General features: G+C 47.6%; 18 protein-coding genes. All 18 read left to right on the top strand.

Features of this window, described 5'->3' with window-relative positions:
• The first annotated feature begins 73 nt into the window (after nucleotides 1-73).
• The 18 genes from WG68_RS19005 (at nucleotide 74) to WG68_RS03175 (ending at nucleotide 23,220) form a co-directional block, all read left to right on the top strand.
• Nucleotides 74-1,960 carry an acyltransferase family protein gene (locus WG68_RS19005; RefSeq protein WP_052748932.1) on the top strand — a complete coding sequence of 629 codons (1,887 nt, stop codon included), beginning with the start codon at nucleotides 74-76 and terminating at the stop codon, nucleotides 1,958-1,960.
• 221 nt (nucleotides 1,961-2,181) lie between these two features.
• Nucleotides 2,182-2,832 carry a transposase gene (locus WG68_RS03255; protein ID WP_052748931.1) on the top strand — a complete coding sequence of 217 codons (651 nt, stop codon included), beginning with the start codon at nucleotides 2,182-2,184 and terminating at the stop codon, nucleotides 2,830-2,832.
• A gap of 150 nt (nucleotides 2,833-2,982) precedes the next feature.
• Entirely contained in the window at nucleotides 2,983-4,308 is a 1,326-nt protein-coding gene (locus WG68_RS03250; RefSeq protein ID WP_046556212.1) for a lipopolysaccharide biosynthesis protein, read from the top strand.
• Entirely contained in the window at nucleotides 4,292-5,902 is a 1,611-nt protein-coding gene (locus WG68_RS03245) for an asparagine synthetase B family protein (RefSeq protein ID WP_046556211.1), read from the top strand. The genes WG68_RS03250 and WG68_RS03245 overlap by 17 nt, the downstream gene beginning before the upstream one ends.
• A 229-nt stretch (nucleotides 5,903-6,131) precedes the next feature.
• Nucleotides 6,132-7,199, top strand: a complete 1,068-nt coding sequence (locus WG68_RS03240) for a nitroreductase family protein (protein ID WP_046556210.1) — start codon at nucleotides 6,132-6,134, stop codon at nucleotides 7,197-7,199.
• Nucleotides 7,196-8,350 (top strand): polysaccharide pyruvyl transferase family protein, encoded by a 1,155-nt coding sequence (locus WG68_RS03235; RefSeq protein WP_046556209.1) that lies wholly within the window; start codon nucleotides 7,196-7,198, stop codon nucleotides 8,348-8,350. Before WG68_RS03240 ends, WG68_RS03235 begins: the two co-directional genes overlap by 4 nt.
• Before the next feature lie 22 nt (nucleotides 8,351-8,372).
• Nucleotides 8,373-9,782 carry an MBL fold metallo-hydrolase RNA specificity domain-containing protein gene (locus WG68_RS03230; protein WP_046556208.1) on the top strand — a complete coding sequence of 470 codons (1,410 nt, stop codon included), beginning with the start codon at nucleotides 8,373-8,375 and terminating at the stop codon, nucleotides 9,780-9,782.
• A 180-nt stretch (nucleotides 9,783-9,962) separates the two neighbouring features.
• Nucleotides 9,963-10,883, top strand: a complete 921-nt coding sequence (cysD, locus tag WG68_RS03225) for a sulfate adenylyltransferase subunit CysD (protein ID WP_456059085.1) — start codon at nucleotides 9,963-9,965, stop codon at nucleotides 10,881-10,883.
• Nucleotides 10,883-12,304 carry a sulfate adenylyltransferase subunit CysN gene (cysN, locus tag WG68_RS03220; RefSeq protein WP_046556207.1) on the top strand — a complete coding sequence of 474 codons (1,422 nt, stop codon included), beginning with the start codon at nucleotides 10,883-10,885 and terminating at the stop codon, nucleotides 12,302-12,304. Before cysD ends, cysN begins: the two co-directional genes overlap by 1 nt.
• On the top strand, nucleotides 12,301-14,028 hold the full coding sequence (locus WG68_RS03215) for an SLC13 family permease (RefSeq protein WP_046556206.1): 1,728 nt from the start codon (nucleotides 12,301-12,303) through the stop codon (nucleotides 14,026-14,028). Before cysN ends, WG68_RS03215 begins: the two co-directional genes overlap by 4 nt.
• Nucleotides 14,029-14,080: 52 nt before the next feature.
• Nucleotides 14,081-14,689 carry an adenylyl-sulfate kinase gene (gene cysC / locus WG68_RS03210; protein WP_046556205.1) on the top strand — a complete coding sequence of 203 codons (609 nt, stop codon included), beginning with the start codon at nucleotides 14,081-14,083 and terminating at the stop codon, nucleotides 14,687-14,689.
• Nucleotides 14,690-14,893: 204 nt separating this feature from the next.
• Nucleotides 14,894-16,063: a nucleotide sugar dehydrogenase gene (locus WG68_RS03205; protein ID WP_046556204.1), complete on the top strand. Its 1,170-nt coding sequence runs from the start codon at nucleotides 14,894-14,896 to the stop codon at nucleotides 16,061-16,063.
• A 39-nt stretch (nucleotides 16,064-16,102) separates the two neighbouring features.
• Nucleotides 16,103-16,996: a UTP--glucose-1-phosphate uridylyltransferase GalU gene (galU, locus tag WG68_RS03200; RefSeq protein WP_046556203.1), complete on the top strand. Its 894-nt coding sequence runs from the start codon at nucleotides 16,103-16,105 to the stop codon at nucleotides 16,994-16,996.
• A gap of 116 nt (nucleotides 16,997-17,112) precedes the next feature.
• Nucleotides 17,113-19,089 carry a polysaccharide biosynthesis protein gene (locus WG68_RS03195; protein WP_052748930.1) on the top strand — a complete coding sequence of 659 codons (1,977 nt, stop codon included), beginning with the start codon at nucleotides 17,113-17,115 and terminating at the stop codon, nucleotides 19,087-19,089.
• A 92-nt stretch (nucleotides 19,090-19,181) separates the two neighbouring features.
• Nucleotides 19,182-19,565 (top strand): hypothetical protein, encoded by a 384-nt coding sequence (locus tag WG68_RS03190; RefSeq protein ID WP_046556202.1) that lies wholly within the window; start codon nucleotides 19,182-19,184, stop codon nucleotides 19,563-19,565.
• Between the two features lie 111 nt (nucleotides 19,566-19,676).
• Complete coding sequence (locus WG68_RS03185) at nucleotides 19,677-20,372, top strand: YjbF family lipoprotein (RefSeq protein WP_046556201.1); 696 nt, start codon at nucleotides 19,677-19,679, stop codon at nucleotides 20,370-20,372.
• Nucleotides 20,369-21,121: a capsule biosynthesis GfcC family protein gene (locus WG68_RS03180; protein WP_046556200.1), complete on the top strand. Its 753-nt coding sequence runs from the start codon at nucleotides 20,369-20,371 to the stop codon at nucleotides 21,119-21,121. Before WG68_RS03185 ends, WG68_RS03180 begins: the two co-directional genes overlap by 4 nt.
• Nucleotides 21,118-23,220, top strand: coding sequence for a YjbH domain-containing protein (locus WG68_RS03175; RefSeq protein WP_083981781.1), 2,103 nt, complete (start codon nucleotides 21,118-21,120; stop codon nucleotides 23,218-23,220). Before WG68_RS03180 ends, WG68_RS03175 begins: the two co-directional genes overlap by 4 nt.
• The last annotated feature ends 13 nt before the right edge of the window (nucleotides 23,221-23,233 follow it).

The raw sequence follows: 23,233 nt of genomic DNA, 5'->3' as shown, positions 1-23,233 counted from the left end.
CAAAAACGCGCCTTAGGGCGCGTTTTTTTATTACTAAAAGCATAGCCATTTTATCAGAGACGCAGCCCACGTTATGAGTAAGCATTCAGCATTACGGTACCGCAAAGACATTGACGGTTTGCGTGCGTTGGCGGTATTGCCAGTATTACTGTTTCATGCTGGTTTTAATCTGTTTCCTGGCGGTTATACCGGTGTCGATATTTTTTTTGTGATTAGCGGCTATTTAATTACTGGTATTCTGCTTAACGAAATGCAGCAGCAACGCTTTAGTATGCTTAGCTTTTACGAGCGCCGCGCCAGACGGATTTTACCAGCGTTGTTTGCGGTGGTGCTGTGCTGTTTGCCGCTGGCCTGGTTTAGCCTGTTGCCGGCCGATATGTACAGCTTTTCCCAAAGCCTTGTGGCGCTGGCAGGCTTCGTGTCGAATATATTCTTTTGGAGTGAGCGCGGTTACTTTGGTACTGCCACTGAGTTAAAACCGCTGATCCATACCTGGAGCTTGGCGATAGAAGAACAATACTACCTGCTGTTTCCTCTGTTGTTGTTACTGCTGGCAAAATCTGAACGCCGCTTTATGCTGGTACTAAGCTTTATTTGCGCCGCCAGCTTTATCCTTTGTATCTGGATTACTGCCTTACATGCCGATTCGGCATTTTACCTGCTGCCTACCAGGCTGTGGCAGCTAATGGTTGGTTCTATTGTCGCAGGCTTAATGTTTTATCGTCCTGAGCCGCAAAAGCCAGCTGGTAAAACAGCCTGCCTGCTGGCCTGGTGTGGTTTGGCCATGTTGTTGTATGCCATACTGTATTTTAGCCACGACACTGCCTTCCCGGGCATCGCGGCCGTATTGCCTACCCTTGGTACCGCACTTTTGATATACAACCTGCAGCCACATTTTGCGTTGGCACGTTTACTTAGCTTACCGCTGTTTACCGGCATAGGGTTAATAAGTTACTCGCTGTACTTGTGGCATCAGCCATTGTTTGCCTTTTACCGTCATCTTACTGCTGAGCAATATAGCTGGCATTATGCGCTGCTTATTGTGCTGAGTGTTGTGCTGGCATATTTGAGCTGGTGTTACATTGAGCAGCCTTGGCGTAATAAACAGCGTTTTTCGCGCCATACGGTATTTGCTTCAGCGCTGTCTGGCTTGCTATTTATTACTGCTGTGGGGTTTGCCGGTTGGTACAGCAACGGTTTTATGGCGCGTTATACTGCAGCCGATCAAGCTCTGCTACAAAACTTTATCCAGGTTGATAACTATAACGCTGCTAAATTTGATGCCTTGCAATTGGCTGAATTTAGCAGCGATGGTGGCAAGCTAAAGGTTATTCTTATTGGCGACAGTTACGCCAAAGATTTAGTTAATGCTGTTTACAGCTCTGAGTTGCAGCAACATGTGTCGTTGTCTACTTATCAAATTAACGCTGATTGCGGCAACCTGTATTTACCGGACGATTTTAGCTTGCAGGTTAAGCCGGCGATGCGGACGCGCTGCAAGGCCATGGCCTGGTATGACAACGCCCAACTACAACAGCGTATGCAGCAAGCCGACGTGATCTGGCTATCATCGCAGTGGCATTTGTGGGTAGCGCAGCGCGTGGCGCAAAGTGTACAACAGCTGCAGCACGACTTTGCTAAACCGGTATTAGTATTTGGTAGTAAAAAGTTTGGTACTGTATCAGCTAAGCAGCTGCTGGAGATGACACTGGCACAGCGTATTGCACTTCGTAACCCGCTAAGTACTGCGCAGCAGCAAGTGCAGGCTGTAATGCGACAAGAGTTGCCGCCGCAACAGTTTGTCGATCTATCAACGTTGTTGTGCAACAGTGAAAGCCAGTGCCCACTTTTTACTGCTGACGGCGAGCTTTTATCGCACGATGGTGAGCATTTAACCCCGGCAGGCGCTAAGCACCTTGGCTCTTTATTGTATCAGGACATCCGTCTGCAGCGACAATGAGAAATTTTTTTAATAAAAAAATAGAAAAAATAGGGTGCGTCCCTAAAAAAAATAGAAAAAAATAGGGTGCGTCCCTAATAAAGTTGAAAAAATAGGGTGCGTCCCTGAAAAATAGGGTGCGTCCCTAATAAAGTTGTTGGTTGTTTTTATGTTTCATGCTGTATATTTTAAGTTAAGTTTTAGCTCTGAAATAACACTTTATGCCTCGGAAGAATCGTGTAGTGTTTGCGGATGTACCACACCATATTACCCAGCGTGGTAATCGGCGTGAGCCAGTATTCTTTAGTGATGACGACAGGCATTACTATATAAAATGGCTGGGACATTATAGTAAGTTGCATGGTTTGGATATTCTGGCGTATTGCTTAATGGATAACCATATTCATTTGGTTGCAGTACCAAACACCATTGATAGCATGCATTTGGTAATGCGGCCTTTGAATATGCGCTACGCGCAGCGTATTAATCGTGGTTTTGGCTGGAGTGGTCATTTATGGCAGGGCCGGTTTTATTCATCACCTCTTGATGATACACATATGTGGCAGGCTATTCGCTATGTTAATCGAAACCCAGTTCGCGCTGGTATGGTGGCTCATGCTCAAGATTATGTTTGGTCAAGTGCTGCATACTACTGTGGTAATCTGATCGATCCCTTAATAACAAAGTGTGCAACCTGGGCAAAAAGGCATAAAACATTTCATTCTGATTGGCAAAGCTGGCTTGGGCTTAATGAACCAGAGCAGGATTTACTTAAGTTGCGTCAATGCTTCAACAAAGGTTTACCTTGTGGTAATGATGATTTTGTAGGGCAGTTGGAGCTGCGGCTTGGACGTAGCCTACGCAGTAAAAAAGTTGGTAGGCCCAAAAAGTAAAGTAAAGTAAAAATAAAAAAATAGAAAAAAATAGGGTGCGTCCCTAATAAAAAAAATAGGGTGCGTCCCTAATAAAAAGGCGCTGGCGTTAAAAGGTTGTGCTGATGTTATACTGGGCGCTGTTATCGCTGTTTTTTTACAGGTTGTTTCGTGGTCAATTCCCTATTCAGAAATAAACTGGTACGGCAGGTATCGTTGTTATTAAGCGGTACTATTGTGGTGCAACTGATTAACTTTGGCTTTATGCCGTTGGTGCTGCGTATTTATGGCCCGGCAGAGTTTGGCGAATTGGGTGCCTTTAATGCTTTGTTATTATTATTTTTTCCGCTTGCTGCATTATGTTTACCAATGGCCATTGTGCAAGGGCGTAGCCGTTTACAGGCCCGCAATATTGCCAGCCTGGCCTGGGCAGTAGCGCTGGGGTTCAGCCTATTGTTAACCTTGTTATTGCTGATGTTTAAGCAGCCGTTGCTGCAGTTGTTATCGGTAGAGAATATTGGCAATTTGGTGTTTTTACTCCCCCTGGCTACATTATTTGCTGCCAGGCTGCAGATAGCACAACAGGTGCTGATCAAGCAACAGCAGTTTAAAGCTCTGGCCAAGGTAGATATGCTGCAGGCCCTTATTGTTAATGTGGCTAAGCTTCTATTTGGTTTATGGCAGAGCATTTCTGCAGTGCTGATTACCATAGCTGTGCTGGCCAGCGCGCTGCATGCCTTGCTGCTGCAAGTTATTGGTAGCAGTGTAGTAGTAAAACCCTGGCAACCATTGAGCGTGTTACGCTATGCCGGTTCGCGCCGTTATTGGTTGCGCTTGCGCCGCACATTAAAGCTGTTTCGAGCCTTTGTACTATTTCAGGCGCCCCAATCGTTGCTTAACGCTGCCGCTCAAAGCGCACCGGTGTTAATGTTGGCGGCCTTTTATGGCGCTGCTGTGGCTGGTTGGTATACGCTGGCTAAGGCCATTCTGGTGCTGCCGGCTATGTTATTAGGGCGGGCGGTTGGTGATGTATTTTATCCACACTTTACTCAGGCACAGCAACAGCAGCAGCCGCTTGTGGCAATACTGATTAGGGCTACCCTTAGCCTTGCATTATTGGGCCTTATTCCATTTAGTATTTTCATTATTGCTGGCGCTGATTTATTTGTGTCCGTGTTTGGCAAGGAGTGGGCGGCCAGTGGTGACTATGCCAGTTGGATGGCGCTATGGTTGTATTTTGCCTTTGTAAATACTCCAAGCATTAAAGCTGTAATGGTATTGCAGGTACAGCACTGGGCCATTGCGTTAAATGTTATTACCCTGTGCTTGAGAATTGGTGTGTTGTGGTACTTTGGTCTGACAGCATCTAACCCTGTGCTCGCGATTGCTTCTTTTGCTGCAGTGGGGGTGCTTCATAGTTTGGTGTTTACCGCGATGGCTATCTATTTTTGTTATAAAAAAGGCGCAAACAGGAGTCAGAGTGCTGCCACACAATAATGAGTTATATAAGGTAAATGTCGATCTGGCCGGTAGCTTCGGCCAAATCAGTACCGCAAACGACATCTGGTTGTATGGCCATGTTTACTCAGGCGAAAATAAACTGAGTGTTACCGCATTAAAAGCAGCGTTACACAGCGCTATTGCTGCAAATGGCTTAGCTGCATTTTTAGCCAGCCTGAACGGCTATTTTTCAGTGATCTTGCGTTATCAGCAACAGCTATTTTGTTTTAGCGATAAGGTACGCAGCAGGCCGTTGTATTATGTGCTGCAAGCGCAGCAGTTGCATGTCTCTGATCAGCCGGCAAAGCTGGCCAAATCTCAGGGCTGTCAGTTGTCTGCTGACCCGCTGGTACAACAGGAGTTTCTGCATACGGGCTTTGTCACCGGCAGTGACACCCTGCTAGCCGGGCTTAAGCAGCTACAGGCAGCCGAACTGTTGCAGCTGAATCTGATAACAGGGCAACTGATCACACAATATTATTATTGTTTTATTCCACGTAACCATGTCGAGGCAGAGGCCAATATCGCCGTCTGGCAAGCGCGGCTTGATGCAGTGGTTCGGCAAGTGGTAGCCAGGCTGATAAGTTATGCTAACGGCCGGCAAATTGTCATTCCCCTCAGTGGCGGTTACGACTCGCGTGCGCTGGCGTTGTACCTTAAACAGGCCGGCTATTCCAATGTACTGTGCTTTACCTTTGGCCGTAGTGGTAGTGCTGAAGTAAAACTGAGTAAAAAAATTGCTTCGGAGCTGGGGTTTAGCTGGCATTGCGTACGTTATCAACGCCACACCTGGGCTCGTTTGCAGCAGAACCCACAGTTTAGCGCCTATCTTAATTTTGTACATGGTTTGGTATCCGTACCCAACATTCAGGTTTTTCCGGCGATTCAACAGTTGTTAGCACAAAAACTGATTGCCGCCGATGCTGTTATTGCGCCGGGCCATACCGCGGCCTTTTTTTCTGGTGATCTACACAGCAACGGCGAAGTAGTGCATGGCAAAGGGTTAGCTCAGTCACAACAGGCAGTGATCAGTAAACATTACCAGAATAACCGGGGGCCACTTAGTGCCGCATTGCAGCAAAAAATTGACAAGCAGATAGCAGAAATACACTTAATGGCGGCACAGCAGGGCATTAAAAACCTGAATTCGGTGGCTGAAGCGTGGAATTATCGTGAGCGACAGTCCAAATTTATTATCAACTCTAACCGCTACTATGATTTTTTTCAGTTAGATTGGTGGATGCCATTTTGGGATGGCGATTTTATGGCATTTTGGCAGCAAGTACCCTATAACTTGCGACGAAAAAAAAACTTATGGATAAATTTTGTTGAATTATCCATGTGTCGCTATAGTGGTAATACGACACCTTATGGTCATGCCAGTATAAAAAAATACCCTTGGCTTACCCGGATGTATTCTTGGTTTAATTATTTTCTGGACGACAATAAATTGTATGCACTGGTGCCTTTTTCGCGTTGGTTAGCATTTAAGTTGCGGCTTAGTCAGCGCAGTGGCACTTTGTTCGGTACCCTTGCCGAATATTGCATAGCACAATGCAAACAAGAATTCGGCATAAAAAAGAATAAATAACTTATAATTGTGTCTAAAAAAACAGCGGAAAAGTCTTAACTTTGCGGTATAATCAGACCGGCTCCAACCTAAATCAATCCAATTCATGAATCTATAGCCAACCTAAAATTTAAGGTTGGTTTTTTTTCGGTCAGTTTTCAGTAAATTTAAATTTTTGAAAGCATTTACTTCTGAGCGGGTTCTTTTAAGATGTTCCGCATCTTTTATTCAGACTGGAAAATACCTCTTAATGAAACGTGTGGTAAAGACGTTTTTTCCTCGAGTGCTAATTCGCTTTGTTAAGGCTACCATTGCCCGCCTGAAATTATTATTAATGTTGGTTTTTTCCCGCAATGGTTTTTTGGCATCGCTTTACTATGCGCTAGCTAGCCGCCAGTTCTATCGTGAACATCGTGCTGTACTGTTAGGCAGCCTGGCCTATCATCGTGCGTTAACTTATATTGCTAATAGCTCTGCTTTGTTAAGGCGTAATATTCATCGCTTAGAAAAAGGCCTTATAATGCGGCCGCGGCGTGATGTGTTTGCTGAGCATTATATTGCGGAAACGGTAGACTGTTACTTAAACGCGCAGCAAAATCCTACGTTTTGCCAGAATGAACTAGTCTGGGCGCGTGACGTACTAAGCGAATATTTTCGGGTATGTGGCCCCAGTGCTATGGTCAGCCCGGCGAAAGCCCGCTTTACTGCGGCACCGGTGGTTACAGTTGCCTTGCCCAGTGGAAAAGTGCCTTATGCCCACCATAACGTGCCCGACACCAACATTAGCTATACCGAACTGCTACAGTTATTTACCCGTCGCCGCTCGGTGCGCTGGTATCAACCGCGGCCAGTGCCCATGCCTTTGCTGATCCAGGCCATGCAGGCCGCTAAGCTGGCCCCTTCGGCCTGCAACCGGCAGCCTTTTCAGTTTTATGTCGCCAACTCGCCAGCTAAAGCGGTAGCTGTAGCCTCCTGCGCTATGGGGACAGTAGGGTTTGCAGAAAACCTACCCTGTGTGGTAACACTGGTAGGTGATTTAAGTTGCTACCCGGAAGAGCGTGACCGGCATGTCATTTATATTGACGCGGCGTTGGCAGCAATGCAGTTTATGTTGGCACTGGAAACCCTGGGGCTGTCCAGTTGCCCGATCAATTGGCCAGACAGTGAGCCAAATGAACGCCAGCTAAGCAAGGTTTTAGCGTTGCAGTACTTTCAGCGTCCTGTGATGCTGATAGCGGTAGGTTATGCCCTGGCTGAGGGCGGCATTCCTTACTCTGAGAAGAAAGCCGATGCCATTTTATTTAAAGATATCTCATGAAATATATTGAAATTCGTGGCGTGCAGTTTGTCAATAAAGGCGCTGAGTTGATGTTACATGCGGTATTGCAGCAAATTAACCAACAGTATCCGGCTGCTATTCCGGTGCTTGCGCCTAATCGTAACTCTCCTTATTTATCCCGTGCCGCGGTGGGAGCCTTGCAGCTGTTGCCATTAAGAAAAGGCGGGCTTGATTTAACCGCCCTAAGTTATTTGATACCTAAACGAGTGCGGCAATGGCTGATCACTAACTTAGGTATTGTTACACCGGCAGATATTGATATGGTGCTTGATGCATCGGGTTTTGCTTATGGTGATCAATGGGGCAGTGCCAATACCCGCGTTATGCTTGCCACATTGAAGCGCTGCACTAAGCGTACTATCCCTTTCGTGTTTTTACCCCAGGCATTTGGTCCTTTTAGTAACAGTAAAGATGTAAGGCAATTACAACAGCATTTACCACAGGCTAGCCTGGTTTGTGCGCGCGAGCAAAGTAGCTTTACTTACCTGACAGGGGTAGTGGGGAATGCTCCCAATTTGGTTATGTTCCCTGACTTTACTAATTTGGTGAAAGGTAAAGTACCAGACTATTATCAACACGGTGCTGAAAATGTGCTGATCATTCCTAACAGTAATATGCAGGATGCCCGCAATACAGATCTGCGTTGGCGCGAGCGTTATCTGTCGGTGTTAGCAGATTGCGTGATGGTAATACGCCAAGCGGGCTGGCAACCGGTGCTGTTAAACCACGAGGGGCAAGCCGATGCGGCCTTGTGTTTGCAGCTGCAACAGACGGTGGGTGGCGAGCTGCCTTATATTACAGAGGTCGATCCCATTAAAGTTAAAGGCATTATTGGCGCCAGTAAAGCGGTAATTTGTTCACGTTTTCATGGTTGTGTTAGTGCTTTATCACAAGGAGTGCCTTGTCTGGGCACTAGCTGGAGTCATAAGTATGAGCGCCTGTTCGAAGACTACTTACAGCCTTATGCCCTTATTTCCCCTGATTTGCAAATTGAAGATATTGAAACATTGCTGTTGCGGGTGATTGCTGAAAAAGACGATAAAAATCTACAACTGCAGCGAGAGCACTGGAAACAACAAAGTGAGGAGCTGTGGAGAAAGGTTTGGCAAGCGGTGGCTGTGTCACATTGAATAGCTGACCTAAGGAGACAGGATGTCGATGATTTATCCACAACCAGAGTTTATCCACCATGGCGCGGTAGATGGGGTTACCGGCTCTTGCCATGAGTATCGCATAGCAGATGATTACGGCCTGCTTATCGACTGCGGCCTGTTTCAGGGCGACGAGCAGGGTAGTGGTAATAAAGCCAATTCAGCAATCTCTTTTCCGCTAAGCCATATCAAAGCGCTGATTGTTACCCATGTGCATATTGACCATGTCGGGCGTATTCCGTATTTACTGGCGGCTGGTTTTAGTGGCCCTATTTATTGCACTAAAGCCTCGGCCACTTTATTACCCTTGGTGTTGGAAGATGCGATAAAAGTGGGGGTTAGCCGCGATGCCACGCTGATTAACGGCGTACTGGCCAGGTTGCGCCGGCAAATAGTAGCGTGCGAGTTTAAGCAGTGGCAGGCTCTGCCAGAGCTGGCGGGTGCTGCGCCCCAGCTGCGCTTGCAACCGGCCGGCCATATTCTGGGCTCGGCTTATGTCGAGTTAAAACATCATGCCGCCTGTGGTCGTGTTTTTAAAACGGTATTTTCGGGTGATTTAGGCGCGCCGCATGCGCCGCTGCTACCCGCGCCGAAAGCGCCTTATGCCGCCGATGTGGTAGTGATTGAAAGCACCTATGGTGACAGGCTGCATGATAACCGCCGTGCGCGTGTTAAGCGGTTAGAGCAGGTGTTGCTGCACTCCTTGCAGGATAACGGCACCGTGCTGTTTCCGGCGTTTAGTATTGGCCGCACCCAGGAGCTGATTTACGAGCTGGAGGCTATTATCCACCGGTTGCGCGGCCAGAAAATTCACCGCGATTTAGCGTGGGAGCAGCTGCAGATTATTGTCGACTCGCCGTTGGCGGCCAAATTTACCGAGGCCTACAGCAAGTTGCAGTGCTGCTGGGACAGCGAAGCCAAAAAGCGTTTACAACAAGGCCGCCACCCACTGAGCTTTAGCCAGTTACATACCATCGACAGCCACAGCCAGCATGTAGAGTTAGTGCAGTTTTTAGCCCGCACTAAACAGCCGGCCATTGTGATTGCGGCCAGCGGCATGTGCGAGGGCGGCCGGGTAGTCAATTACTTAAAAGCCTTACTGCCTGATAAAGCGCACCAGCTGGTGTTTGTTGGTTATCAGGCTCGCGGTACGCTGGGCGCGGCTATTCAGCGTTATGGCCCAAAGGGCGGCTACGTAGAAATAGACGGCGAGCGTATTACCATTAACGCTGAAATACTGACGTTAAGCGGCTATTCGGCCCATGCCGACCAGCAGGGGCTGCTGAATTTTATTGGCCGTATGCGCCGCAAACCGGGCGAAGTGCGGATTGTGCATGGTGATGATCATGCTAAACAAAGCTTGCTGCGGTTGTTGCAGACACGTGGGGTTAAGGCGGTGGTAGCAAGCTAGCATATCTTATACCAAACAATTCCTTGAACCTGTGCCCTGCACAGCGGTATATTTCTGCCTGCTGCAGCCATCTACACTGCTGCTTTTTTGTGCCGCCGCCGGTGGTTTATCGTTAGGGTATATCTGGTACTACAATGACTATTTCTGTAAGCTATGGCAACAAATCAACAGGAGTGATTTATGCATACGTCTATGCAAACTAAGGGAATGACTCACCTTCAGGCTCTGGAAAATGAATCTATTCATATTTTCCGCGAAGTAGCCGCCGAGTTTGATAATCCGGTAATGCTGTATTCCGTTGGCAAAGACTCTTCAGTGTTGCTGCATCTGGCCCGTAAAGCCTTTTATCCGGGCAAAATTCCATTTCCGTTACTGCATGTTGATACCACCTGGAAGTTTAAGGAAATGATCGCCTTTCGCGACCAGATAGCCAAAGATCTGGATCTGGATTTGTTGGTGCATCAAAACCCGGATGGCCTGGCGATGAATGTCAGCCCCTTTACCCATGGTAGCGGCAAGCATACTGACATTATGAAAACCCAGGGCTTAAAACAGGCACTGGATAAATATAAATTTGATGCCGCTTTTGGCGGCGCCCGCCGTGATGAAGAAAAGTCGCGGGCGAAAGAGCGGGTATATTCATTTCGCGATAAGCATCATCGCTGGGACCCGAAAAATCAGCGGCCTGAGCTGTGGAATATTTTTAATGGCCGGGTAGATAAAGGCGAGAGTATCCGGGTGTTTCCGTTGTCGAACTGGACTGAGCTGGATATCTGGCAATATATCTATCTGGAAAATATTCAGATACCGGATTTGTATTTTGCCAAAGCGCGGCCGGTAGTAGAGCGCGACGGTACCTTAATTATGGTTGATGACGAGCGCATGCCATTAAAAGAGGGCGAAACACCGATGCTTAAGCAAGTGCGTTTCAGAACCCTTGGCTGCTACCCGTTAACCGGGGCGGTAGAGTCGACTGCTGCAACCCTGCCTGAAATTATTCAGGAAATGCTGCTGACCAAAACGTCAGAGCGCCAGGGCCGGGTGATTGACCACGATAGCAGTGGCTCAATGGAAAAGAAAAAGATGGAAGGATATTTTTAATGAGCCACGCGTCAGCATTAATTGAACAAGATATCTTAGCTTACTTAAAGCAACACGAGAACAAACAGCTGCTGCGCTTTATTACCTGCGGCAGTGTTGACGATGGCAAAAGCACCTTAATTGGTCGCTTGCTGCACGACAGTAAAATGATCTTTGAAGATCAGCTGGCGGCCATTACTGAAGACAGTAAAAAATCGGGTACCCAGGGTAACCGGGTTGACCTGGCCTTACTGGTCGATGGCCTGCAATCTGAGCGTGAGCAGGGCATTACCATAGATGTGGCGTACCGCTATTTTTCAACCGACAAGCGCAAATTTATTATTGCCGATACCCCGGGCCACGAGCAATACACCCGCAATATGGCCACCGGTGCCTCTACCTGTGATGTGGCCATTATTCTGGTCGATGCGCGCAAAGGGGTGCAAACCCAAACCCGGCGTCACAGCTTTATCTGCAGTTTGCTGGGTATTAAGCATGTTATTGTGGCCATTAATAAAATGGACCTGGTGGATTACTCGCAGGCACGGTACAAAGAAATTCAGGAAGAGTATTTAACGCTGGCGGGCTCGCTGGATATTCCGGATATTCGCTTTGTGCCGATATCGGCGCTGGAAGGCGATAACGTGGTCAACCCCAGTGAGAAACTCAGCTGGTTCCGCGGTTCAACGCTGATGCAGTATCTGGAAACCATGGAAATCAGTGCCTCGGCTGACAGCCCGGAGTTTCGTTTCCCGGTGCAGCTGGTGAGCCGGCCAAACTCAGACTTTCGTGGCTTTGCCGGCACTATTGCTGCTGGCAGTGTCGCGGTAGGCGATACCATTCGCGTATTGCCGGCCGGTACTATCTCTACTGTTAAATCTATCGTTACCTTCGATGGTGAGCTGACTGAGGCGCATGCACCGCAGGCGGTAACCCTGACGCTGAACGATGAAATCGATATCAGCCGCGGCAATATGCTGGTGAAAAAAGACGTGCTGGCGCATGTGTCGTCACGGCTGCGTGCCAAGTTAATCTGGATGCACGAGCAGCCGATGAAAACCGAGCGCGATTATTACTTTAAGTTTGCCTGTAAGCTGGTTAGCGGCGAAATAGCTAAGTTACACCACCGCATTGACGTTAATACCCTGGAAGAGCGTGATGCGCAAAACCTGGGGTTAAACGAAATTGGTCTGGTGGACATTAACTTAACCGAAGCCGTGGCCTTTGATGCCTATTTAAAAAATAAGCAAACCGGCGCTTTTATTGTGATTGACCGCTTAACTAACCTGACGGTAGCCGCAGGTATGGTAGATGCGGCCCTGGTGGCGCAAACTGAGCCGGTGGCTGAGCAGGAGATTAGTGGTCTGAGTGGCTTTGAACTGGAGTTAATTCAGCTGCTGCGCAAACACTTTCCGGAATTGTCGCAAAAAGGCCGTAAATGAGCCTGCCGGCCATTGCGCTGGTGGTGATGTTGGTGCTGCTGGTTGCAGCACTGATCCGCTATTCGGCGCATTCGGCGGGTATTTTCGCGGCCATGCTGCTGGCGTTGCTGGCGCTGGGCTTTGTTGACAGCGCTTTGCTGCTGCGTAACGCGGCTAACCCGGGTTTGGCTACCCTGGTGTTGCTGGTGCTTATTTCTTTTGCGCTTGAAAAAACCAGTTTGCTCAGGCGCTTATCGCGCTTTTTATTTACCCGCTCGGTACCGGGCTCTATCTGGCGTACTATTGGTTTTTCGGCGCTGGCTTCGTCGGTATTAAATAATACGGCGGTGGTAGCCGCAATGTTAAATGCGGTGCGCTCTAATAAGAAAGTAGCGGCCACTAAACTGCTGATCCCGCTGTCTTATGCCGCCATTATGGGCGGCACCCTGACCTTAATCGGTACCTCAACCAACTTAATTGTTAATTCCATGCTGGTAGAAGCCGGTGAAGCGGGCTTTGCCTTTTTCGATTTTACCCTGATTGGCTTGGGCGTGCTGGCAGGCGGCAGCCTGGTGCTGTTTATTATGAGTTATGCGCTACCCGATGAAAAAACGCCTGATGTGGCTATTACCGAATACCTGCTGGAAGCCAAGCTCAATGGCGATTCGCCGTTAATTGGCCAGAGTATCGAGCAAGCAGGCTTACGCCATTTAGATGAGCTGTTTTTAACAGAAATTATTCGTGATAACGAGGTGATCCGGCCGGTAGCCCGCTACGATGTGCTAAAAGCCGGTGATAAGCTTATTTTTACCGGCAATGTGCATAAAGTGAATGTGCTGAAACAGTTTGCCGGCATTAGCTTATTTGCCGATGAAAACGGTCTGGCGACCCAGAATCTGACCGAAGTGATTATTAAGGAAGAGTCTGTATTAAAGGGTAAAACATTAAAAAATAGTGGTTTTCGGGCCCGGTTTGATGCCGCTGTGGTGGCGGTGCGCCGCGAGGGCGAGCGGGTAAACGGTAAGCTGGGTGAAATTGAGTTAAAAGCCGGCGATTTTTTATTGCTGGCCACCGGCCCCGATTTTGCCAGCCGGCACAATATCAGTAAGAATTTTTATTTGTTATCAGGCATTGAACCCGAGCATATGTTAAGCGGCTGGCGTGAGCGCTTAACCTGGTGGGGTTTTGTGGCGATGATAGCCGGTACGGTGTTCACTGGTACCTCGCTGCTGCTGGCGGCGATTTATTTGCTGGCGGCATTGTTATTTAGTGGCTGTTTAACCATTAACGAGATAAAGCGGCGTTTTCCGGTTGAAATATGGCTGATTGTGACCAGCGCGCTGTGTATTGCCAGTGCCATGAATCATACGGGGCTGGCGCAAAATATAAGTGATTTCGCCGCCAATGCGTTAGCCGGACAAGCACCAATGGTGACCTTTGTGGGCATATTTTTACTCACCTACCTGCTGACAGAAATTATTACCAATAACGCTGCTGCCGCACTGATGTTTCCGGTGGCGTACAGCCTGGCAAAGGGCATGGGCGTCGATATTATGCCGATGGTAATGGGGGTGGCCTTTGCCGCCTCAGCCAGCTTTGTAACCCCTTATGGTTACCAGACCAACTTAATGGTATTTAACGCCAGCAGTTATAAGCTGAAACACTTTTTGTTGGTAGGTGCGCCGGTGGCCGTAACCTATGTGGTGCTGAGTGTGTTGCTGATACCCCTGGTGTTTCCATTTTAATAGAATTTCCGCTCTAATGATATTTTCAGCCTAAAAGTTAAGGACAGTAGCAATGACTAACAATATTGTCTGGCATAACGCCGCGGTAAGCCATAATGAGCGCCAGGGTCGCAACGGCCATCAGCCTTGTTTATTGTGGTATACCGGGCTGTCGGGCTCGGGTAAGTCAACCATTGCCAATGCGGTAGACCGGCTGCTGTTTGATTTGGGCTGCCATACTTATTTGCTGGATGGTGACAATGTGCGCCATGGCCTGAATCAGGATTTGGGGTTTGATGATGCCTCAAGGGTAGAGAATATCCGGCGCATTGCCGAAGTTAGCCGGCTAATGCTGGATGCGGGCTTAATTGTCGGCACGGCTTTTATTTCGCCTTTTATCAGCGACCGGGCGCAGGCCAAAGCTCTGGCAGGCGATGCCTTTATTGAGGTGTTTGTTGATACGCCCTTAAGTGTTTGCGAACAGCGCGACCCCAAGGGGTTATACAAAAAAGCCCGCGCCGGAGAAATTGCGCATTTTACCGGTATCAGTTCACCGTACCAGGCGCCTGTGGCAGCGGATATTCACCTGAAAACGGCGCAGCTTAGCATTGAACAAGCCGCCAGGCAGGTGCTGGCCTATTTGCAGTGGTGTGGCGTGGTGCCTGCGCGCCTCGCGGATTAAGCATCAGTTCAGGTCATTAGTGTACAAATGAGCAACAGTGTTATCATGGCTGTTGCTATTATAAAGTCTCGCTATATTTCGCGTTTCAAGAAATTGGGATAAATGCTATTATTGCCAGCGGTTTTCAGGGTGATTATTGAATACTTATAGCCAGGACATTGCATTCTTACCTGGCAAGTCAGTGAAACAAGGACATTAATGACGATGTTAAAGATCGCGATTGCCGGTACCGGCTATGTCGGTTTATCCAATGCTATGCTGTTGGCACAACACAATGAAGTGGTAGCCGTTGACATAGTGCCAGAGAAAGTAGCGCTGTTAAATGCGAAACAATCTCCGATAGAAGATGTGGAAATTTCTGATTTTCTGCTGAATAGAAAACTGAATTTTACTGCTACGCTCGATAAGCAGCTGGCCTATGCCGAAGCCGATTTTGTGATTATTGCCACGCCAACGGATTACGACCCGCAAACCAATTACTTTAATACCAGCAGTGTAGAAGCGGTGATCCGTGATGTTATGGCCATTAACCCGACGGCGGTAATGGTGATTAAGTCGACGGTGCCGGTAGGCTATACTGCCAGTGCCCGCCAGAAATTTGAAACCGACAACCTGATATTTTCACCGGAGTTTTTGCGCGAAGGCCGTGCATTATATGACAATTTGCATCCCAGCAGGATTATCGTCGGTGAACAAAGCCCGCGGGCAGAGCAGTTTGCTGGTTTGTTGCAGCAAGGCGCAGTCAAGCAGGATGTGCCAGTGCTTTTTACCGATAGCACAGAAGCCGAAGCCATAAAGTTATTTAGTAATACCTATCTGGCATTGCGGGTGGCTTATTTTAATGAGCTGGACAGTTACGCCGAAAGCCATGGTTTAAACAGCCGGCAAATTATTGAAGGCGTAGGCCTGGATCCGCGCATTGGTAAGCATTATAACAACCCCAGTTTTGGTTATGGCGGTTACTGTTTACCCAAAGATACCAAACAATTGCTGGCAAACTACAAGGATGTACCGAATAACATTATTCAGGCTATTGTAGAGGCCAACCGTACCCGTAAGGATTTTATTGCAGAGGCTATTTTAAAACGTCAGCCAAAAATTGTTGGCGTATACCGGCTGGTGATGAAGTCTGGCTCTGACAATTTCCGGGCATCGGCCATTCAGGGTATTATGAAGCGGATTAAAGCCAAAGGTATTGAGGTGGTGGTGTTTGAACCTGAATTAAGCGAGTCAGAGTTTTACCATAGCCGGGTAATTAAAGATCTTGCTGAATTTAAAAATATCTCTGATGTGATTGTGGCTAACCGCCAGAACGATGCGCTGGCAGATGTGACAGACAAAGTATATACCCGTGATTTGTTTGGTAGTGACTAGCAGCGTAGTTGTGAGTCACTTTTAAAAACTGGAGTGTAAATGAAGGTAACAAAAGCGGTTATACCTGTAGCTGGTTTGGGTACGAGAATGCTGCCAGCCACCAAGGCTATTCCTAAAGAGATGCTGCCTGTGGTGGATAAGCCGCTTATTCAGTATATTGTGCAGGAATGTATCGCGGCGGGTATTAAAGAAATCGTGTTGGTGACGCACTCTTCCAAAAACAGCATTGAAAACCATTTTGATAAAAGCTTTGAGCTGGAATCTATGCTGGAAAAGCGGGTAAAGCGGCAGTTACTGGATGAAGTTCAGGCGATTTGCCCCAAAGACGTGACCATTATGCATGTACGCCAGGGTGAGGCGAAAGGTTTAGGCCATGCGGTACTGTGTGCCAGGCCGTTGATTGGCGACTTGCCTTTTGCGGTGTTGTTGCCCGATGTGCTTATTGATGGCTATGACAGCGACCTGAGCCGGGACAATCTGGCACAGATGAATCAGTTGTTTGCTGCTACTAATGTTAGCCAGGTGATGGTAGAGCCAGTACCAATGGCAAATGTGTCAAATTATGGGGTGGCGGACGTTGCTGGCCAAATGTTACAGGTTGGCGAGTCGGTTAATATGACGGCAATTGTCGAAAAGCCGCGGCAAGAAGATGCGCCCTCTAACCTGGCCGTGGTAGGGCGTTATGTCTTTACGCCGGAGATCTGGCCGGCATTGCAACGCACCCCGTTGGGTGCTGGCGATGAGATACAACTAACCGATGCCATTGCGATTCTGATGAAAAGCCAGCCTGTCAATGCTTATCATATTATTGGTCGCAGCCACGATTGTGGTAACAAGCTGGGCTATATGCAAGCTTTTGTCGAATACGGCTTGCGCGATAATCATCTTGGAGCCAGCTTCAATAGCTGGCTGCAAACGTTACTAAATAAGTAGTGAATGATAGTGGTGTCTCAGGTTAGTGCCTGTAATTTATGGCGATCTACTGCTAATGTTAGATCTATTTATCACTGTGCTGTACAGTTTTCGCTGCTTTTGGTTGGGAGTTTACAATGCTAGCTTGGTTACTGGCCCTGCCTCGTTCGGTTAAACGTATTATTTCTGTTTGTGTAGACCTTTGTTTTTTAATCAGCGCATTAATTGCGGCTTATTTTTTAACTCAAAATGGTGATACGGCCAAGGTAGCAGATATTGCGATATCTTTTGCCGTGGCCTTGCCGGTTACCCTGTTTATTTTTATTAAGCTCGGCCTTTATCGGGCGGTAATCCGCTATATCGGCCAGCATGCATTGGGTGCGGTACTGACCGGCATTGTAAGCAGTGCTTTTATATTAGCATTGGCCTTTGCGTTGCTGGGCGTAGAAAATAAGGGTAACCTGATTTTTGTGTACGCGATGTTGGCGTTAATCAGTTCTGGCGGCGCGCGGTTACTGGCCAGAATGTTTTTGGTGCAACGTAATAATAACCATAAAACCCGGGTGTTAATCTACGGCGCGGGCTCCTCTGGCCGGCAACTGGCGCATGCACTGTTAAATGGCGAGCAGTTTCACCCGGTAATGTTTATTGATGACGACTCTACTTTGCAACGCTCTACCATTCTGGGGATCCCGGTAGGTTCGCCCTCGCAGATCACCGCGATAATCAAAAATAAAAACATCAGCCGCGTATTGCTGGCGTTGCCTTCTGCCAGCCGGGCGCGACGCCGCGAAGTACTGGATGCATTAGATGAGCTCCCCATACCTGTGCAGTCGATTCCCGGCATGAGTGATCTGGTTGATGGCTCTATGCGGATTGATGAGCTGCAGGATGTGAAAATTGAGGATTTGCTTGGCCGGGATGCAGTAGCACCGAAAAGCAAACTGATGAATGCTGATATTAAAGATAAAGTGGTAATGGTAACCGGCGCCGGGGGCTCTATTGGCTCGGAGTTGTGCCGGCAAATTATCCGTTATGAGCCGAAAGTACTGGTGTTGTTTGAATTGTCTGAGTTTGCCTTATACAACATTGAGCAGGAACTTAACGCGCTGATCCAGCGTGATAGCCTGGAAGTTGAATTGATTCCAGTAATGGGTACCGTGCAGCGACTGAATCGCATGGAAACCGTAATGCGTACTTTTGCCGTTAATACTGTTTACCATGCTGCGGCGTATAAGCATGTACCTTTGGTGGAATACAATGTAGTTGAAGGGGTTCGCAACAACGTATTTGGAACCTGGTATACTGCAGAAGCGGCGATTAAAGCCAAAGTGGACACCTTTGTATTAATTTCTACCGATAAGGCTGTGCGGCCAACCAATGTGATGGGGGCATCAAAACGCCTGGCTGAACTGGTACTACAAGCGCTGGCCAAACATCAGAATACCACTCGATTTTGTATGGTGCGCTTTGGCAATGTATTGGGTTCAAGTGGTTCGGTGGTGCCATTGTTCCGGGAACAAATCCGCAAGGGTGGTCCGGTAACTGTTACCCACAAAGATATTATCCGCTATTTTATGACTATTCCTGAAGCGGCGCAGCTGGTGATCCAGGCCGGAGCCATGGGCAAAGGAGGCGATGTATTTGTACTGGATATGGGCGAGCCGGTAAAAATAGCTGATTTAGCCAGAAGGATGATTCATCTGATGGGGCTGGAGGTAAAAGATGAGATCCATCCCAATGGTGATATTCAAATCCATTACAGCGGCCTGCGCCCAGGTGAAAAGTTGTATGAGGAGTTGTTAATCGGCAAAAATGTCCGGCAAACAGATCATAGCCGGATAATGGCGGCTGATGAGGTGTATTTAAGTTGGCCTGAAATGCTGCATTTGCTTACGCGGTTAGATGAAGCTTGTGAGGAATTTTCAGTTGAGAAAATAATTGAATTAATCCGCAGTGCGCCAACTGAGTTTAATTATAGCTGCGCCACCAGTGATTTGGTGGTGCGGGCAGCGTGTGACGTGAGTACAACCAAGCCGGCAGCAGCTATGGCGATAGATAATGTCGCTTTGGTAAGTGATGTGTCTGTTATTGACCGTAAGCAGATTGCCTGAAGAATTTTTTAATGATTCCGGTTGAGTATCAGTAATGTTTAGTTTAAGCTGCTGCCATATCGGATTTTTATTTGTTAATTGAGGGACGAACTATGAAAAAATTAGTTGTTGCCGTAACCGTTGCCTTGGCTTTTGCCTCTGCAGGTGTTGTTGCGCAAGACAGAGCGGGTGGTGCTGCCGCCTCTGGTAGTACTTTAGGTGGTGTTGCTGTTGAACAAATCGCTGCTGGTGCTGTAGGTATTGCGGTTGCTGCTGCTATTATCTCTAATAACAGTGGTACAACGCTGCCAATCATTCCACCACCACCGCCACCACCGCCGGTAGAAGTCTGTGAAGGCGATGATCCATTGGTAGATGGCGCCTGTGTTGGTACTACCACGACAGTTACAATTACTGGAACTGGCACCGGTACTAACACCGGTACCATTACGGCAACTGTACCTGTAACTTTTACTTACGCACCTACTTTGCAGTAACGTAATATACAGTTTAAAAGCCGCCTGCAGGCGGCTTTTTTATTGCAAAAAAGTAGCTAAACAGGCGATTATATTGGTATTTAGCGGTATGCTATGCGGACTTAAAGTTAGATGAATTTAAATGTGATACGTAACCTTGCGCTGTTAATAATGCTGGGAGCTTTAGTCGGTTGTGCAGGCACTTATCGTGCTTATGTTGATATGCTTAGTTATGCATTCACACCGCCAACAGATGCCAGTTTAAGCCTGGCACAGGTGAATGCATCAGCAACAGACTTGCTTTATTTGCGTCATGGTGACCGGCCACAGGCGGTTTTAGCGTTGGCGTTTATAGAGCAACAGCAGCATAAGTGGATATCTGCTGATGGCGTGCTGCTAGTGCTGGAACAAGGGCGACTGGTTCGTACCTCTGGCCTTAGTAATGATTTGCTATATCTAACCAACCGTGCCGCCGATCCATTAAAACGTTTACCTGATGAATTGTTCCGGGCAAGCTGGCTGCGGCTGGCCGATTGGAGTAAAGGTGAATATGGCTATCAGATAAACTCTGAATTTAAAGCGGCAGGCCTGCAGGATTTAGCATTTTTTGATCAGAGTATTAAAACATTGGTATTTGAAGAAAGGGTTGAATACCCCAATCAGGCTAATTTTATTGGCGTGAACAAATCTTTTAATAACACCTATTGGTTTGACAGTGCAACCGGCTTGTTGGTACAAAGTCGCCAACAGCTATCGCCACAAACCGACCCTATTGAAATGACTTATATTAGCCGCATTGGCCGACTGCTACAGGCTCATAGTTTATGATTTCAGCGCGTTATCTGTTGCGGCTTTGTTTACTGCTGTTAGCTGGCAGTATAAGTGCCAAGCTAGTTGCAGCGACACAAGTTACTGTGCAACTTAATGATCAAACTTATCAGTTTGGGCAGCTCCCGCGACTGGCAGAGGTATTACAACCTGTTGCATTACAACAAGACTGGTACTGGCCTGCTTCCGCCCTGTTTCGTGATGATAGTGAGCGGCCGGAATTGTTGCGTCAGCAACTTTTACAGCGTTTAACTGTGCTAAAAGGTAAATGGCAGCAAGATAGCGCCTATGTTGATACTATTGAACAACTGAGGTTTCAAATAAAGCACTGGCAACTGGCAGAGCGAATAGTACTTAACATCGATTATGATGTGGCCCGCTTAAACGCGGCATTTACTCCCCAATTTGCCATTGGCAGTTACCGCTTGTATTTAACGGCGCGGCCGCAGCATATAACGGTATTTGGTTTGGCTAAAGCGGAGCGGATCAGCCATTATGGCAACGCTTCTGCTGAGGTGTTTGCTAAACAGGTGCGCCGTTTTGCCGGGGCAAGTGAGGATTGGATCTTTATAGTGCAACCTGATGGTAAGGTTATTAAAGCAGGTGTCGCGAACTGGAATCAACAACATGTAGAGCTAATGCCAGGCGCACAATTGTTTGTGCCATTCGACAGTAGTTTGTTTGGTGGTGAGTTTGCAGCCATAAATCAGCTGTTAGTAGAGCTGGCTATACACAGGGTAGTACGATGATATTGGTGGTGCGTTGTGCTTTTTTAGTTTCTATCATCACTGCTATGGTGTTACTGACAGCCACAGCAAGTACCTTACAACAACAGCCGGCCGGACCTTCTCAGGCGGTACGTGGCGGAACAGGATTGTTACAGACCCCAACCGCCCGCATGGCTACCGATGGTAATCTGTCTATCAACTATAGCGACAATGAAGAATACCGCTTTTGGTCGGTTAGTATTCAGTTGTTCCCCTGGCTGGAATCTACAGTTCGCTATACTGATGTGCGCACTCGTTTATACAGCGATTCTCCCGGTTTTAGTGGCGATCAGACCCTCAAAGATAAAGGCATTGATGTAAAATTCCGCTTGCGGGAGGAAAGCCGCTATCTTCCCCAGGTTGCTGTTGGTTTTCTTGATTTTGGTGGTACCGGTTTTTTTGAAAGTGAATTTATCGCGCTCAGTAAACAATGGGGACCTTTAGATTTTCATCTGGGAATGGGCTGGGGATATTTAGGCTCTGCCGGCAATACCATCAATCCGTTCTGCGAGTTCCGGGACAGTTTTTGTAACCGGCCATGGGGTTTTAGCGGAGCAGGTGGCAAAATTGATTATCAGCGGTTTTTTAAAGGCCAGGCGTCGTTATTTGGCGGGGTTGAGTACCAGACCCCCTGGCAACCACTGAGATTAAAACTGGAATATGAAGGCAATGATTATTCGCGCGATCGGGCAGGTGATTTGCAGCAGGACAGCCGCTGGAATATTGGTGCGGTGTATAACTGGGGTAATTTTGATTTTAATCTGAATTATCAGCGTGGCAATACGGTCGGTTTTGGTGTGAACTATGCGCTGAATATGCACAGTATCCGGCAAATTAAAATTGAACAACCGCCGCGCGCTGTAAGCGCTGAACCTAATCTGTTTGAGTTTAATGAAGTCGACCGGGCGAAACTGGTGCAGGACTTATTTCATGAGGCCGGCTTTCTGGTGCGCCGCTCAAAAATCACCGATGATGAAATCACCTTGTATGGTAACCAATTAGCTTACCGTGACTATGAAGTAGCTAACGAGCGGATGGGGCGTATTTTAGCCTCGGTATTACCTGCCACGATTAAACGCTACCGGATCATTAATTTTGCGGGCCAGCTTCCGATGGTTGAAACGGTTATTGACGCCGAGCAATTTGTTGCGGTTGCCAGTTATCAGGGCTTTGAGCATGACTTGCGCTCAAGCTACGTGCGCAGCGATGTCAGTAGTGATACGCTGACTAATTATACTCCCGATAAGATATCGGGTTTTGGTACGGGTATGGAAACTTTCTGGATCCAGACATTTGGTAACCCGGAAGCGTTTTATTTGTATCAGGCCGGAGTCATAGCAACAGCAGGTTATCAATTTAATCGCACAACTGCTTTACAAGGTGCTGCAAAGATTACCTTGTTGGAAAACTTCAACCAGTTTAATTTTAAAGTGGACGCGTTGGATACGCCGTTGCCAAGGGTACGTACCTTTGTAAGGGAGTACGTTACCCGCAGCAAAGTACAGCTGGAAAATTTATTTGGCCATTGGCAAGACCGATTAGCGCCAAATGTTTATGGCCAGGTGTATGGCGGCTATCTGGAAACTATGTACGGTGGATTGGGGGGCGAATTGCTTTACCGCCCGGTAGACTCGAACCTGGCATATGGTTTTGACATTAACTATGTGCAACAACGCTCTTATGAAAATGATTTCGACTTTTTTGATTATAAGGTACTAACAGGGCATGCCAATATTTACTGGCAGCCCGAATTTTTAGACAATACTTTGCTGACATTTAATATAGGCAGGTTTCTGGCAAAAGATGTGGGCGTCAATGTTGATTTTGCCAAACGCTTTGACAGTGGCATTGTAGTAGGGGCTTATGCTGCTGTGACTAATGCATCATCCGCTGATTATGGTGAGGGTAGTTTCACTAAAGGCTTTTATGTATCGATCCCATTTGATTTGTTCTCACTAAAACCGGCAATAGGTCGGGGTAAACTGCCCTGGGTGCCGATTTCGCGTGACGGTGGCCAGCCATTGAATCGGCCCAGTATGTTGTATAATACCACCGAGCAACGTTCGCCTTTTCAGGATTAAAGCAGGCACTGAG

This window comes from Arsukibacterium ikkense (genome assembly GCF_000987775.1).
Taxonomy (GTDB): domain Bacteria; phylum Pseudomonadota; class Gammaproteobacteria; order Enterobacterales; family Alteromonadaceae; genus Alishewanella; species Alishewanella ikkense.
This window is presented reverse-complemented; position numbering and strand designations above follow the sequence as displayed.